The organism is Streptomyces gobiensis (genome assembly GCF_021216675.1).
Classification (GTDB): Bacteria; Actinomycetota; Actinomycetes; order Streptomycetales; family Streptomycetaceae; genus Streptomyces; species Streptomyces gobiensis.
On record NZ_CP086120.1, the window covers coordinates 3,107,185 to 3,122,703 of the forward strand.

General features: G+C 65.3%; 9 protein-coding genes and 4 pseudogenes. 9 read left to right on the forward strand and 4 right to left on the reverse strand.

What is annotated here, in order from left to right:
• Positions 1-4: 4 nt before the first annotated feature.
• Positions 5-2,704 (reverse strand): annotated as a pseudogene (locus test1122_RS14480) (DEAD/DEAH box helicase family protein); the annotation flags it as partial.
• A 363-nt stretch (positions 2,705-3,067) separates the two neighbouring features.
• Between test1122_RS14480 and test1122_RS14485 the strand changes: the two are divergent.
• Both test1122_RS14485 and test1122_RS14490 read left to right on the forward strand, forming a co-directional pair.
• Positions 3,068-3,223, forward strand: a complete 156-nt coding sequence (locus test1122_RS14485; RefSeq protein WP_232269587.1) for a hypothetical protein — start codon at positions 3,068-3,070, stop codon at positions 3,221-3,223.
• A gap of 316 nt (positions 3,224-3,539) precedes the next feature.
• A complete protein-coding gene (locus test1122_RS14490) occupies positions 3,540-4,544 on the forward strand; it encodes a ligand-gated ion channel (RefSeq protein WP_232269588.1) in 1,005 nt (334 codons plus the stop codon).
• 332 nt (positions 4,545-4,876) lie between these two features.
• Here test1122_RS14490 and test1122_RS14495 read toward each other — a convergent pair whose 3' ends face one another.
• Positions 4,877-5,311: a hypothetical protein gene (locus test1122_RS14495; protein WP_232269589.1), complete on the reverse strand. Its 435-nt coding sequence runs from the start codon at positions 5,309-5,311 to the stop codon at positions 4,877-4,879.
• 244 nt (positions 5,312-5,555) lie between these two features.
• A pseudogene (locus tag test1122_RS14500) lies at positions 5,556-6,226 on the reverse strand (IS5 family transposase); the annotation flags it as partial.
• Between the two features lie 160 nt (positions 6,227-6,386).
• Here test1122_RS14500 and test1122_RS14505 point away from each other — a divergent pair.
• From test1122_RS14505 to test1122_RS14525, 5 genes are all read left to right on the forward strand, one after another.
• The gene (locus tag test1122_RS14505; protein ID WP_232269590.1) at positions 6,387-7,346 is read left to right on the forward strand and encodes a cucumopine synthase-related protein; all 960 of its coding nucleotides are present in this window, start codon (positions 6,387-6,389) and stop codon (positions 7,344-7,346) included.
• Positions 7,347-7,429: 83 nt separating this feature from the next.
• Entirely contained in the window at positions 7,430-8,476 is a 1,047-nt protein-coding gene (locus tag test1122_RS14510) for an NAD(P)/FAD-dependent oxidoreductase (RefSeq protein ID WP_232269591.1), read from the forward strand.
• A 55-nt stretch (positions 8,477-8,531) separates the two neighbouring features.
• The gene (locus test1122_RS14515; protein WP_338423539.1) at positions 8,532-10,313 is read left to right on the forward strand and encodes a carbamoyltransferase family protein; all 1,782 of its coding nucleotides are present in this window, start codon (positions 8,532-8,534) and stop codon (positions 10,311-10,313) included.
• Between the two features lie 90 nt (positions 10,314-10,403).
• Positions 10,404-10,883 carry an SRPBCC family protein gene (locus tag test1122_RS14520; RefSeq protein ID WP_232269593.1) on the forward strand — a complete coding sequence of 160 codons (480 nt, stop codon included), beginning with the start codon at positions 10,404-10,406 and terminating at the stop codon, positions 10,881-10,883.
• A gap of 5 nt (positions 10,884-10,888) precedes the next feature.
• Positions 10,889-11,506, forward strand: a complete 618-nt coding sequence (locus test1122_RS14525) for a histidine phosphatase family protein (protein ID WP_422396985.1) — start codon at positions 10,889-10,891, stop codon at positions 11,504-11,506.
• A gap of 94 nt (positions 11,507-11,600) precedes the next feature.
• Here the strand turns inward: test1122_RS14525 and test1122_RS14530 are convergent.
• Positions 11,601-12,072 (reverse strand): annotated as a pseudogene (locus test1122_RS14530) (PucR family transcriptional regulator ligand-binding domain-containing protein); the annotation flags it as partial.
• 188 nt (positions 12,073-12,260) lie between these two features.
• On the opposite strand from test1122_RS14530, the pseudogene test1122_RS14535 reads away from it, so the two are divergent.
• Positions 12,261-12,716 (forward strand): annotated as a pseudogene (locus test1122_RS14535) (FAD binding domain-containing protein); the annotation flags it as partial.
• A gap of 323 nt (positions 12,717-13,039) precedes the next feature.
• A complete protein-coding gene (pucD, locus tag test1122_RS14540) occupies positions 13,040-15,379 on the forward strand; it encodes a xanthine dehydrogenase subunit D (RefSeq protein ID WP_232269594.1) in 2,340 nt (779 codons plus the stop codon).
• Positions 15,380-15,519 lie beyond the last annotated feature (140 nt).

Consider the following 15,519-nt stretch of genomic DNA (forward strand, 5'->3'; position numbering starts at 1 on the left):
GATGACTTCTAAGGCCTTCGCACCACTTCACTCCCTCGCGGAAGTTGCCGGGCTTGAAGCCGTCCACGGCTGCCTGGCCGAGAGCAGGAAGTATCTCTTCGCGGCTGTACGCCGCGTGAACCGTCAGAGGGATTGCTCCATGCTCGCTCACGAGCGGGATTGGATAGTGTTCCGTGCGCTCGAGGTTGTACGACAACATCTGCCGCAACTCATCGCGGAAGACCGGTTGCTGGCGCAGGTGATCGAACCCCTCGGCGTAGCTGCGGAACTTTCCGCCCACGGGCCAGAGCGAGAAGAACAGCATCCGAGCGTAGGCGCGTCCTAGTTCATCCAGCTCTTCATAGCGTGGCGCGTCGTGGCCGAGTATCTGGGAGTAGGCCGCTACCCGTGCCGGATCGTCGACGTGGAGGAAGGCCATTGCGCGCTTGAGGAGTTGCTCTTCGCCGTCGGGTGCTTCGCTGGCGATGAGGTTGGCTCGGCGCAGGAGCCCTGTCCAGGAGCCGCTGCCCTTGTAGAGCTCCTTGAGCTCGCGACCGCTCTCCCGTAGATAGTCAGCCAGCCGGGGCTGGGAGTAGTCCGCAACCTCACGCGCCAGCTGGGTCACATTGACGTTGAGCTGGCTCTTGATGTTGTCAAGGATTCGTTCCTTTGACTTCCGCTCCAGGATAATTTGACAGCCGGAGGGGAGCTTGGGAAAGTCACGTTGGATGTGGTCGACCAAACGACTACGAGTGAGGTTTGTCAGGGCTCTGAACTGGTTCTCGAACCGGAACTCCTTGCGGTGCTGGCCGATGAAGTCGAGCACCGTGAGGACAGCTTTGTCTGGGGTTCGGCGTAGCCCGCGTCCGAGTTGCTGCAGAAAGACCGTGGCGCTGGACGTTGGACGGAGAAGCAGCAGCGTGTCGACGTCAGGTACATCCAGCCCTTCGTTGAAGAGGTCCACTGAGAACAGCACCTGGATCTTGCCGTCCTTGAGCTCGCTCAGCGCTGTCTCTCGCTCCTGGGCGTGGCTTGTTCCGTCTAGAGCTTTCGCCTTGAACCCGGCCTTCTGGAAGCAGTCCGCCATGAAGCGGGCGTGTGCTACGGACACGCAGAAGCCCAAGGCGCGCAGGGTGCTGGGATCGGTGACCTTGTCCTGGATGGCTTTGATGATGAGTCGCGCCCGCGCATGGTTGCCAGTGAAGAGCTTGTCCAGCTCGCTGATGTCATAGGACCCTCGCTTCCACGTCACCGTCTCCAGGTCCGTGCTGTCGGCGATCCCGAAGTAGTGGAAAGGACTGAGGAGATCATTCTCCAGTGCTTCCCAGAGGCGCATCTCGGCGGCAATATGCCCGCCAAAGAACTCATCCTGAACGTTTCTTCCGTCCAGACGTTCTGGCGTGGCTGTCAGGCCAAGGAGCTCAATGGGTTGAAAGTGGTCAATGAGCCGACGGTAGGTGTTCGCCACCGCATGATGGAACTCATCGATCACAATGACATCGAAGTGGTGAGGGTTCAGTTGGTCCAGAGATCTGGCGCTCAATGACTGGACGCTGGCGAACACATGCTGCCAGTCCCGTGGGATCTCCCCGCCGACGAAGAGCTCACCGAAGTTCGCATCGTCCAAGACCTCTTGGTACGTACGCAGCGACTGCTTGAGGATCTCCTTGCGGTGCGCCACAAAGAGCAGCTTGAGTTGCCGTCCTGGATGAGTTCTCTTGAGACGTTTGTAGTCAAGCGCTGCCATAACGGTCTTACCAGTGCCAGTGGCGGCAACGAGCAGGTTCCGGTGACGACCGTGAATGTCTCGCTCGACCTGGAGCCGCTCCAGCATGTCCTGCTGGTGAGGGTATGGCCGTACCTCAAGGCCAGAGAGGCTAATGGCATGTGTATCGCCTCGCTGCTTACCTGTGGCCTGGATGAGCGCTTCGTCCAGTCGCCGGTGATCTCTGTCGGGGTCGTATGACTCGAAGGCTGCCTCACTCCAGTAAGAGTCGAAGGTCGCCTCGAACTTCTTCAGGACAGCAGGTGTTGCGACTGACGACAGACGGACGTTCCACTCCAAGCCATCGAGCAGCGCAGCCTTGGAGAGGTTCGAGCTACCTACGTAGGCCGTGTCGTACCCCGTGTGGCGGCGGAAGAGCCAAGCTTTCGCGTGCAGGCGCGTCGATCGTGTCTCATAGTTGACCTTGACCTCGGCGTTGAACTCTCTGACTAGGCGGTCAAGCGCGCGTCGCTCCGTGGCGCCGATGTACGTCGTCGTGATGACGCGGATACGCACCCCTCGGCTGCTGGCAGCCTTGAGTGAGTCCTCTAGGACGCGCAAGCCATGCCACTTCACAAAGGCACAGAGCAGGTCGATACGGTCAGCTGTCTCCAACTCGGCACGCAGTTCATAACCGAGATTGGGGTCCTCGGGAGAGTTCGTAATCAGCGCGCTCTCAGAGAGCGGGGTAGCCGGTCGTACTGTGTAGACACCGGGGGCCTGCTGCTCAGCAATGGCAACCAACTGGCGCGGTCCATCCGCGATGAACTCGATCAACTCGCGTGCGCCTTCGTGGCTGCTTAGGGCCTCAAGAATGTTGTTTGCCTCTTCCACCCGCCGCTCAGGTGGCATCGAGGCGAGCAGCTGGCGCACAGTGTCGGCGATGTGCCGAGCGAGGATGTGCGGCGATGACTGGTCACCCACTCTCTGCTCGGCGGCGTGCCATCCCTCGGCGTGCATCTCGGTGAGCCGCTGCTCTAGTCGGGACGTGATCAGACGCTCGTAGATCCCCGGGACCGGAGGGGCCTGTTCTGCGAAGGCATCGATCACGTCATGACTCCTGCTGGTATGGGCTGTTGGTGTCGTATCGTTCTATCAACGGGCTCTGACAGCGCACGTAACTTCATGATCGCGTAAGCGCGAGTACGATGTGGGTCATTGTCCGTATATGATTGCTCTGCTTCTCGCTTTGATCACCCCTGCTTAGTGTCGGGCACGGGCATGGGGGATCTGCTGCTTGAGATGGCTTGGCTTGATGTACTCGGCTCCTTGGCGCGATCACGTCGCCAGCGCGGGCGCCACCATGCGGGGTGACAGGCCGAGTTGGCGCCGTACGTACAGGACCGGGTGCCGCTGCCGTCGATGGGCACCATCGCCCTCCTTCTCGGTCTCACCCTGCTTGTGGTCGCGGTCGGCTCGCTGGCCCCTGCCCGACGAGCTGCACGTATGTCCCCCACCGATGCGATCCAGGACTGGTGAGCACCTCCCATGAGCAAGAGACGATCAAAGACGGCACGGCGGCGCACTGCTGTTCTGCTGCGCTCGTGGGCCTGAGACCCGTGTGGCAGGTCGGGGCGGCAACCGTGCGTGGTTGCCGCCCCGATGGATTTCCGTAGCCCACGCCGGGGAATGCAGAACGTCAACTGGGTGCCTGGGGAGCCTAGTTACAGGATCGCGACTGGGGTATGGCGATTGCCACGGGAGGTCGGCGGGGTGGCGATCGTACGGTCCGCGAGGTGGACTCCGATGTCGCGCGGCGGCCCTGAGCCGGGCTGGTGTGGGGGCGGGTCTTCGTATGAGCTCGGCGACGAACCGGGTCGGCTGCTGGGTGTGGAGGGTCTGCGCCGCGCTGTGCGTAGCCGTAGCAGCGGTGGCCGTTGTTGCAGCTCCGGTGGCGCAGGCGGACGGGCCGGTCACCTGCAAGGTGGGCGCGTATGTGATGGACACGTACGACTTCAGCCCGGCTGGCGGCTCCTTCCGTGCGGATCTGTGGGTGTGGAGCCTGTGCCCTGACGAGGGGCATGACCCGCTGGAGGTCATGGAGTTCACCAACGCCAACAAGGTGGAGAAGAGCCTGCACGCGACCACGCCGGTCGACGAAGGCGTCTGGGGGTATATGAAGGTCGTGGGAAGTTTCCGGGTCGACTGGGATACCCGGGCGTTCCCTTTTGACCGGCATCGGCTGGTCATCGCTATGGAGCCGACCGACGATATCTCCGACTCCAGATATGTGGCCGACAAGGAGAACACCACCTACGATCTCGACGCGATCCCCGAGGAATGGCAGATCGTGTCCTTTCGGATCGTCAAGAGCCGTCATACCTATCGCACCACATTCGGTGACCCCGCCCTGAAGCCGGAGAAGGGAAGCACCTACGACCGGCTCGAACTGCAGATGGACATCGCTCGGGCCGAGTACAACAGCTTCATCAAGCTGACCGGCCCGGTCTATGTGGCTTCGATGATCACGTTGGTGATCTTCGTTCTGGTACTGGACAGCGCTGAGGTCATGCTCGGGCGCCTGAGCCTGCTGGGGGCGGTGCTGTTCGCGATCGTGGTGAATATGCAGCAGTCGTCGACCACGATCGGTGCCGAGACGGCACTGACCCTCACGGACAAAATCCATATCCTGGGTCTCGTCTTCACCATCATCATGCTCGGGATCACCATCATCACCTGGACGACTTCCGGGGGCAGCGACCGGAACCCCAGCCGGGAACGCCGCCGGGTGATTATCGCGGCGGTGATGTACGTCCTGAGCAACCTGGCGGTGATCCTCCCGGCGGCGATTTCGGGCTGAGGGTGGCTACCAAGCCCTGCCTGCCTTTTCGCCTGCCTGCCTTTTCGACGGTGCTCGAAAGGCTTGGGCGTGGCCTCCTGAGCGGTTCAGCATGGGGTGTGCCGGACGGGGGAGCGGGAGCCGGACACTGCGTGCCGGATGTGCCGGTGTGCACGACCACCGCCTCATCCTCTACTGGAACAGCGGCCCGCTGGCCGGTACGAAGATCGGTCCCACCCGTAAGCTCAACTGCGGGTAGTGCGCATCGGCCGCTCAGCCCGCTCAGGCCGCTCAGCCCGATGACCGTCGGTTCCGTGCGGTGACGGAACCGACGGTCATGGTCATTCAGCAGCTCAGTGGCTGAAGTAGACCGTGGCCGGTCGCACCGCGTTCCAGCCGCGGACCTTCGGCTTACCCAGCCTGTTGCCCCACGGGACCGTGCACTTTCCGCCTCCGGAGCCGCAGTTGTACCACTTAGCCTTCCCGTTCTTGCCGTACCCCCGGACCTGCAGGGCGGTGTAGCGGTCGGTCGCCGTCCACTTGATCCCGAGCTTGTATCCCGCATGTCCGGCAACACTGCAGCTCGACGTGGAGTATGAGTACTTGACAGCCGTCGCCACCAGGTGTCCGCCACAACGGCCCTTGCTGGTCACCGTCTGGCTGTGCGTCTGGGTGCTGGGTTGGGCCCTGGGGGCGGTGTTATCGGCCGAGGCGGCAGGCGCGAGGGCCAGGCCGCCGAACACCGTGGCTGTGGTCAGGGCCATAGCGATGCGCTTGGACGCTTTCATGAGAACTCCTTTGTGGCGGAGGGCGACGGCGCACATGCCGTTTCGCCTGATGACGCTGCACATGCTGTGGTCTCGGGCGGCGTCCCTGGAAGGAGATCGCGGTGGGACGGGACAGGGAGGGATATCCCAGCTGTTGATCAGCCAGGACGGTTCACCGTCCGGGACGGCATGGGACGCGTGGGGCAGGCGTTGGGACGCTGGTGCTGAGGGGACTCGACGGCGGGGCTAGGCCGTTTCTTTTGGATCACCTCGCTGACCAGATGAAGATGGCGGCGAGGTGGAGTCCGGCGAGGTAGATGGTGGCGGTCTTGTCGTAGCGGGTGGCCAGGCCGCGCCATTGCTTGAGTCTGTTGATGCAGCGCTCGACCGTGTTGCGCCGCTTGTAGGCGTCGCGGTCGAAGGCTGGTGGTCTGCCGCCGCGGCTGCCGCGGCGTTTGCGGTTGGCGGCCTGGTCGGCGGGCTGCGGGATCACGGCCCGGATCCCGCGCCGACGGAGATGGGTCCGGATCGCGCGGGATGAGTAGGCCTTGTCGGCCAGGATCACGTCCGGCGTGATCCTGGGCCGGCCGATTGGCCGGGGCACCCGTAAGCGGGCCATGACCTCGGGGAATGCGGGTGCGTCACCTGCCTGGCCAGGCGTGATGACGAAGGCCAGGGGCCGGCAGTGGCTGTCCGCGGCGAGGTGGATCTTGGTGGTCAGTCCGCCGCGGGAGCGTCCGAGGGCATGGTCGTCCGGCTCGCCGGCCGGGGCCCCTTTTGACGGGCCCCGGCGGCGTGCTGGTGGGCTCGGACGATGGTGGAGTCGACCGCGACGACCCAGTCCAGGTCGCCTTCGGCGTCGGCCTGGGCGAGCAGGGCGGTGAAGACCTTCTCCCAGGTGCCGTCGGCGGCCCACTTCCGCAGGCGGTCGTGGGAGGGTGGCTCATTGACCATTAACCGGAGGGCCTGATTCTCGTAGAAAGACACGAACTACGGGTCTCAGGCTGCTGACATTTCATGTTTTCGACGCCTGGCTGAAGCCCGCCTGCCGACGATGTACTCCTCGGACAAGCCGAACCAACGAACGGGGAAAGCCTTGTCTGAGAAGCTGCCTGGCCGTCAGATCGAGATCTCCTGGCCCAACCTCGGCATCACGGTCACAGCCGACCTTGACGACCGCAACCCGGCACTCGCCGACGCCCTGTGGGAGTCCCTGCCGTACCAGAGCCTCCAGGGACACGCCCTCATCGCGGGAGAACACCTCTACCACGTAGCGCCGATACCCACCCTGCTGCACACCCCCCACGCCACCCGCATCCCCGACCGGCGCGAGGCCCCCAACGGCACCGTGTTCTGCTCCGGCTTGCTGCACCTGGGCATCAAGTACGGCACCCTGACCGAGCCGATGCCCGCCACCCCCGTTGGCCAGATCCGTGAGGCAGACATGCCCGCCCTGCTGGAAGCCGGGGCCGCGATCTGGGACGCCGTCTACTCCACAAAGAAGCAGATCCTCGCCGAAGTCCGCCGCGCAGGCGAGTCGGGCGGCCACCGCATCCCGATGCTCCACGCCACCAACACGGCCGCCAGCCACCTGATCGCCGACATCTTCGCCGAGACCGAGAAGATCTGGCTCGCACCCCCGGCCGAGCTGGACGACCTCCACCAGGGCATCATCCCCTCCCAGGCAGGCAACTTCGGCACCGTCCTTCCCACCCTGCTATTCGTCAACGGCGAGACCCGGCCCCTGGGTTACGCCGCCTACGGCGGACTCGTGCGCGCCGCCGTCCAGGACATGCCCATGGCCTCCCTCGTCCACATGGCCCGCCTCCTGGTCGGCGTCCCCGCCGAGTTCCTGGGCTACTGCGGCCTGGAGAAACTGTGGGCGTTCACCCAGCGCTTCCTTGACGTCCTCGACCGCCTCGACCGTGACGACTTCTACGCCGTCACCAGCCAGATGGCCCTCTACATCAACTGCCTCGGCGGCTGGAACCTCCACCTGTACCCGTGGGAGACCGGAGACCACCTGCGCCAGCAGGACGCCAAGGAAGGCGCGTAGCCATGCCCGGAGCGGAGGCGCCGAGGAGATGACGACACCGCCACTCATCCCCGCCACCTGAACCCCACACCAAAGGAGAAATCTTGAGCGCCCTGCCTGCCCGGGCTGACGCTGTCGTCATCGGCGGGGGAGTGATCGGAACCTCCGCCGCCTACCACCTCGCCGAAGCCGGCATGAACACCGTGCTGCTGGAACGCGGCAGCCTCGGCGGCGGGGCCTCGGCGCACACCGCGGGCATGGTCCGCACCTACTTCCCCGGCGACCCCTACACCGGGCAAATGGCCGTGCGCAGCTTGAACGCCTACCACGACTTCGCCCGCCACACCGCAGCCCCCCTCGGCCTGAAGCGGCTCGGGTTCATGGTGCTGTTCACCGAAGAAGAGCAGATCGCCAAATTCGAGGCCACCCATCAAGCCCAGCAGGCCGCCGGCGTCCACGTCGGCCTGATCAGTGCCCGCGAAGCGTCCGGACTCAACCCGCTGATCAACGAACGCGCCGTCCTGGCCGCCGCCTGGTCTCCTGAGGCATACCACGTAGATGGCCTCGACATCGTCCGCGGCTACGCCGCCGCCGCCCGCAATCACGGTGCCCGCCTGTTCACCCACACACCCGTCACAGGCATCGACGACGACAACACCATCCACACCCCACAGGGCAGCATCAAGGCAGACAGCATTGTGTGCACGGCCGGGCCCTGGTCCCGCGAGGTGGCATCCATGGCGTCGGTCGACCTGCCGATGACACCTCACGCGATCGAGATGCTGTTCACCGACATCCCGCCCTCCCCGCAGCGCGAGATGCCCATGACGATGCACGCCACATCCGGCCTGCGGATCCGCTCATGGAAGGACCGCATCCTCCTCGCCATGGGCGTACCCAAGGCCGGCGAAGCACGCGAAGCCTGGCTCGGCCGCATCGCCGGCCATCTCGGCACCCTGTACCCCGCCTTGGACGGCATTGGCCTGCATCGCGCGTGGACCGGCGACTTCGACGCCAGCCCCAACAACACCGCCCTCATCGGCGAACACCCCACCCGCCGCTTCCTGTACGCGGCCGGATTCACCGGCGCGGGCCTGTGCCAGGCACCCGCGGCCGGGGAGAAGCTCCGCGACCTGCTGATCGTCAAGTAGCCCCATAACAGGAGAGAATGCCGTGATTGTTCTGGGATGTAATGGTTTCAGTCGGGTGTCGGAGTTCTTCTCCGAACGCCTCGGTGCGACCGGCATCAACAAGCATTACCTCTTGGGCCACGACGCCGCCGCCGCACTCCTGATGGACGGCCGCCTGGTCGCCGCGGTAGAGGAAGAACGCCTCAACCGGGAGAAGAAGACCACCGACTTCCCCACGAACGCGATCGACTGGTGCCTAAAGGAAGCCGGGATCACGTTCGATGACGTCGACCTGTTCGCCTTCCCCTGGAACTGGACCACCCAAGTTCTGGACGAGATCCTGGACGGCATCCGCACCTCGCCGATGCCGCAGGCCGCGAAGAACAGCCTCATGGGCGACATGACGGACTTGTTCGACCAGGTCGTCAGCCACGAGGCGATCCTCGCAGACTTCGAAGCCCGCACCGGACACCGCCCCGACCCGGCCAAAGTCCGCTTCGTCCCTCACCACCTGGCCCACGCTACGACCGGCTACTACCTCGCCGGCATGAAGGACTCCGCGTTCCTCGTCAGTGACGGCCGCGCCGAACGCTTCTCGACCTTGATGGGCGAGATCCGCAACGGCCAGATCACCGTCTTCGACGACACCGTCACCGGCTCCCAGTACTCCATCGGCACCCTGTTCTCCGCCATCACCCGCTTCCTCGGCTTCGTCCCCAACAACGACGAGTACAAAGTGATGGGTCTGGCCGGATACACCGCCCCCCCGACTCCGAACCCGTTCATCGACCACCTTCTGACGCTGCACGACGACGGCCGCTACACCTTCACCAAGCCCCTTCAGACCGACAACCCCCACAGCCACGACGCCCTGTTCGAGGAGTACTTCGGACCCTTCGAAGACACCCTCGAATACAAGGCCCGCGTCGCCGCCGCCGCGCAGCAGATGCTGAACGTCGCCACCGCCCACCAGGTCCGCCACCTGGAGAACAGGACGGATCTCGACCGGCTGTTGTTCGAAGGCGGCGTCGCCCTGAACTGCCTGAACAACACCCCGATGTTCGAAGGCTCCCGCTTCGAGGACATGCAGGTCAGCTTCGGTGCCTCTGACACCGGCATCACCATCGGAGCCGCAGCCCACGCCTGGCTCAACCACCCCGACACCGACCCCGCGAACATCCTCGCCGCCGCCGCACCCGTCACCCCCTATCTGGGCCCGGCCTACGACGACGCCGCGATCGAGGAGGCCCTTGAGGGATTCACCGGCCGCGTCCTCGTCTCGCGCCTGGACGATGACGAGGTCATCGAGTATGTGGCGAAGCTGCTGACGAAGAAGGTCGTCATCGGCTGGTTCGAAGGCCGCATCGAGCACGGGCCACGCGCGCTGGGGCATCGCAGCATCCTCGCGAACCCCGGCTTCACCGACATCAAGGACATCATCAACACCCGGGTCAAGCACCGCGAACCCTTCCGCCCGTTCGCTCCCCTTGTCCTCGAAGAGCAGGCGCCGAAGATCTTCGACATGGGGCGTAAGACCAGCTCCCCGTACATGACGTTCGTCTTCCCCGTCCGCGACGAATACAAGGACCGCATCCCCGGCGCCGTACACGTGGACGGCACCTCCCGTATCCAGACCCTGGCAGACGAGGGAACCCCACGGCTTACGGCACTGCTGCGGAAGTTCACCGAACTCACCGACACCCCCTGCCTGATCAACACCTCGTTCAATGTCGCCGGCGAACCCATCGTCTGCACCCCCACCGACGCCCTTAACTGCTTTATGGGCACCGAGATCGACTATCTGATCCTCGGAAACCACCTCGTCACCAAGAACGAGTCCCCGGAGTCCACGCGATAACCACCACCAACGCCCCCGACCGCACCGCGCCGTTCGGCGCGTGGGTTGCCAAGACCGACCGCGTCAACTACTAGAAGAAGGAGCACCCCGGTGCCGATCCAGCGCAAGCACACCATGTACCACTCCACCATCCTTGAGGCCGGCCCGGACACCGTGTGGGCGACTGTCCGCGACGCCATGAAGATCCTGGAGATCGTGTCCCCGGGCGACTTGGACATCCACACTGACGTCACCTGGACGGAAGGCGGCTCGGTGGACACGGTCCCGGCCCGCTACGACTTCAAGCTCACGCTCAACGGCGGCCTGGTCCAGCAGGAGATCGCTGCCCGAGACGAGATCAACAAGACCCAGTCCTACCGGGCCGTCGCCCCCACCAGCGGAGTCAACAGCTACGAGGCCACCATCCGCGTACGCCCCATCACCAACGACCCGGCCCGCAGCTTCTTCGAGTGGTCCCGGATCCTGGAGATCGCCGACGACGCCGACCTGAACGTGGTCGAGGCCATCATCGGCGTCATGGAGAAGCAGACCGACGCCGTACGAGACCACTTCGCGAAGACCGCGAAGTGAGTGACGTGACGACGCTCGTACTGCTGCGGCACGGCGAAACCCTGCTCACCCCGCAACGGCGGCTCTCCGGCAGCGGAGGATCCAACCCGGGACTCTCACCGGCCGGACGCCGCCAAGCCCAGGCGGCAGCAGACGCCCTCACTCACCGCGGCGACATCGAGGCGGTCGTCACTTCACCGATGCGGCGCTGCCAGGAGACCGCTCAGTCCGTGGCCGCGCGCCTCGGCCTGAGCGTCCAGGTCGACCGGGACCTGCGGGAAGCGGACTTCGGTGCTTGGGAGGGCCTGACCTTCACCGAAGTCCGCGAACGCTACCCGGACGACCTGAGCGCATGGCTCGCCTCGCCCGAGGCTCCCCCCTCGGGCGCAGACGAGACCATGCAACAGGTCACCCGCCGGGCCGCCGCCGTACGAGACGGCCTCCTGGCCCAGTACGCCGGCGCCACGGTTCTGGTCGTCTCCCACGTCGGACCACTCAGAGCCCTGATCCGCCTCGCCCTCCAGGCCCCACCACACAGTTTGTTCCGCATGGAAGTCGCAGCAGCCTCCCTGTCGACGGTGACGTACGACAAGGACGGCACCGGCACGGTGCAGGCCCTCAACGACACCCACCACTTGAACTGAACTGCATGCCAAGGGGCCCGGCACACATCACGTGTGCCGGGCCCCTTGGCATGTTTGCTTCAGGCGGCTTCTGACTCGTCCTCATCGGTCTCGACCAGTCGCCCGCGCCGGCCTCCACGGCGAGCAGCCAGTCGGGCAGGACCGTCTCGCGTACGTCGTGGGAGGCGGAGGCCGATCCGCGGCCGTGGGCCGCGGCCAGGTCGCCGGCCTGCTCGCCGGACACCTGACGCACCACATGCTCGGTGATTGTGACGAAGGCCACGTGCTCATTGATGGCGAAAAGCGGCATACGGCACCGAATGCAAGCCGCCACGAGGTCGCCGGGATGTCGCCGAGCCAGGCCTCGCCGACCACTGGACCGGCCACGCCGGTGGACGCGAAGATGCGTGCGAACGGCTCGGAGTCGGCGGCGTCGCGACGCCAGGCGAGGCCCGTGAGGACCAGTCCGCCGCCGGTGAGATAGCGGCTGGGATCCCTCAGTCCGTGGACGTCATCACGCCGCGGACCGTGCGCGTCGTCGCCGAATGTGACCAGCGGAAAGCGCTGGGGTTACTGAGTTCTGTCATTCATATGAATCTACAAGAGGGGCCAGCCGACCAGCCAATTCCTTCATGGTTTCGGTGACTGACCCTCGACGGGGCCCGGCGGGTGTACTTGCGCCATTCCGCATTGACAGCACGTGAACGAGTCACGGGAGGGACTTCGGTCCTCTGGGGCGAAACGAACGCCCCGATACGAATGAAAAGAGCCGTACATGGACTTCCTTCGCCCCGCCAGCTGGGAGGAGGCGCTCGCCGCCAAGGCTGAGCATTCCACGGCTGTGCCGATTGCGGGGGGCACCGACATCATGATCGAGATCAACTTCGACCACCGGCGCCCCGAGTACCTGCTCAACCTCAACCGGATCACAGAGCTGAGCGAGTGGCATGTCGGCGAGGAGAACGTCGCCCTCGGCCCCTCGGTGTCGTACGCCTCGCACACCGTGGCCTCCCCGCAGATCCGCAGCCGTGGCGGCGTCGGCGGCAACCTCGGTTGCGCCTCGCTGGCCGGTGACTCCCACCCGGCGCTGCTCTCCTCGGGCGCCGATGTCGAGGTCGAGTCGCAGGCCCGTGGTTCGCGGCTGATCCCGATCGACGAGTTCTACAAGGGCGTCAAGCGCAACGCCCTCGAGGCGGACGAGCTGATCAAGGCCATCCACATCCCCAAGGCGGGGTGCATCACCAACGTCGCCCAGAAGCACAACAAGGGCGGCATCGGCGCGATCGGCCCTGGCCCGGCCCCGGCCCCAGGCCAGGGCGGGCCCGTTCAGCACGTCGATGGGCGCGGTTGCCTGGTCACCCCGGGCCTGGTGAACACCCACCATCACCTCTACCGGTGGGGCACCCGCGGCCATGCCCATCGGAGATCGACATTTCCCGCGAGTTGCGGGACGTCAGCAAACTGCCTGCCAAGCGGGCGTATTCACCCCACTCCGCCCGAACTCACTCGGCCCAAACTCGGGCTGCCGAGTGACCAGACAATGGAGGCTTCCTGATGGCCAACCAGACTTCTCCCGCCCGCACCCAGCAGGATCTCAATGAGTCGATCACCGGGGGGATCGGCGACAGCCCGTTGCGGCCGGACGGAACGCTGAAGGTAAGCGGGGAGTACGCCTACTCCTCGGATCTGTGGGCGGAGGACATGCTCTGGGGCGCGACACTGCGCAGCCCGCACCCCTATGCGCGGATCAAGTCGATCGACATAGGCCCCGCGCTCAAGCATCCCGGCGTGTACGCGGTGCTGACCCACGAGGACGTCCCCGGCGAGAACATCTACGGCCTGAAGGTCGCCGATACGCCGGCGCTTGCCGAGGACATCGTGCGCTACCAGGGCGAGCCGGTTGCCCTTGTTGCCGCCGATCACCCGGAGACGGCCCGGCGCGCGCTGGAAAAGATCGTGGTCGACTACGAGGTATTCGAGCCGATCACCGACCCGGAGCGGGCCGCGCACGACGACACGCTGCCCAAGCTGCACCCCGAGCACCCCGAGGGCAACGTGGTGCGCTACCAGCCGATCACCAAGGGGGACCCGGAAGCCAAGGCCGACGTCGTGGTGTCCGATGTGTACACCCTGGGCATGCAGGACCAGGCGTTCCTCGGGCCGGAATCCGGTTTGGCCATCCCGGCCGAGGACGGCGGGGTTGACCTGTTCATCGCCACCCAGTGGCTGCACGTGGACCAGAAGCAGACGGCGCGGGCGCTCGGGCTCCCGGTCGAGAAGGTGCGCTTCACCATGTCCGGTGTCGGCGGTGCCTTCGGTGGCCGCGAGGACCTGTCCATGCAGATCCACTGCTGCATGCTGGCGCTGCACACCGGCAAGCCGGTGAAGATGGTCTACAACAGGGAAGAGTCCTTCTACGGCCACGTGCACCGCCACCCGGCGAAGATGTATTACGAGCACGGCGCGACCAAGGACGGCAAGCTCGTCTACATCAAGGCGAAGATGTACTTCGACGGCGGCGCGTATGCCTCCAAGACCCCGGTCGTGGTCAGCAACGCCACTTCGCTGGGCACCGGGCCGTACGAGGTACCCAACGTCAAGATCGAGGGTTGGGGCCTGTACACGAACAACCCGCCGTGCGGCGCGATGCGTGGCCTCGGCGCCGTGCAGCCCGCATACGCCTACGAGTCCCAGATGGACAAACTCGCCAAGGCGTTGGACATGGACCCGGTGCGGTTGCGTCAGCTCAACGCTGTCGAGGAGGGCTCGACCATGCACACCGGGCAGGTCCTTGATTCCCCCGCGCCGATCGCCGAGCTGCTGCAGCGCCTCAAGGACATGCCGCTGCCGCCGGAGGACGCCTGGAAGACCGCCGACGGCCAGGCCGACGTCCGCGGCCTGCCTGGCGGTCTGTCCAACACCTCGCACGGTGAAGGCGTTGTTCGGGGCGTCGGCTACAGCGTGATCATCAAGAACGTTTCCTACGCGGAAGGCGCCGACGACTACTCCACGGCGCGGGTGCGGTTGCAGGCCATTGGTGGCGAACCGGTGGCGATGGTGCACACCGCGGCGGCCGAGGTCGGGCAGGGCCTGCACACCGTGCAGCAGCAGATCGTTCGCAGCGAACTCGGCGTGGAGCGGGTGAACACCCACCCGACCGACACCAACGTCGGCGACGCGGGGTCGAGCTCGGCTTCCCGGCAGACCTACATCACCGGCGGTGCCGTCAAGAACGCGTGTGAAGCCGTCCGCGAGGTGCTCTTCGATCGGGTTGCCCAGCGTTTCGGCGCAAACCCCGAGGATCTGTCGCTTACCGGTGGCAAGGTTGTTTCCCAAGCCACCGGTGTCATCGCCGATCTCGTCGACGTGCTCGGCGATGACGTGATCGAGGAAACCAGGGAATACCACCACCTGCAGACATACGCGATGGACCCGGTGACCGGACAGAGCCGGCGGGTGCACGTCCAGCACGCTTACTCCGCGCACCGGGCGGTGGTGGAGGTGGACACCGAGCTGGGTCTGGTCAAGGTCGTGCAGCTGGACTGTGCGCAGGACGTCGGCAAGGCCATCAACCCGGACGCCGTCCTCGGGCAGATCCACGGTGGTTCCACACAGGGACTCGGCCTTGCCGTGATGGAGGAGATCCAGGTCAAGGACGGCAAGATCCGCAACCCGTCGTTCACCGACTACCTGATCCCGACCATTCTGGACACGCCGTCGATGACGGTGGATGTGATCGAAAGGGCCGACCCGAACTCGCCGTACGGCGTGCGTGGTGTCGGCGAGCCGCCCACCATTTCCGCCACCCCGGCGGTCGTGAACGCCATCCGCAACGCGACAGGGTTGAACCTGACCCACACCCCGGTCTCACCGGAGCACATCGTCGGCGTCTAGCCGCGCTGATCCCCCGGGTGTCGCCGACCGAGCTGATCTCAAGGCGGCACCCGCAGATCCCCACTGTTGCCCCGGATGCTCTGCCCGTGCGGTGTCCCGCACGGGCAGAGCATCCGGGGAGCCCCCACCGCCTGCGAAAA

Bases quoted from the DNA above. Each gene is read 5' to 3' on its own strand.
- pucD (WP_232269594.1), top strand. From the start codon at position 13,040: ATGGCCAACCAGACTTCTCCCGCCCGCACCCAGCAGGATCTCAATGAG.
- test1122_RS14490 (WP_232269588.1), top strand. From the start codon at position 3,540: ATGAGCTCGGCGACGAACCGGGTCGGCTGCTGGGTGTGGAGGGTCTGC.
- test1122_RS14495 (WP_232269589.1), bottom strand. From the start codon at position 5,311: ATGAAAGCGTCCAAGCGCATCGCTATGGCCCTGACCACAGCCACGGTG.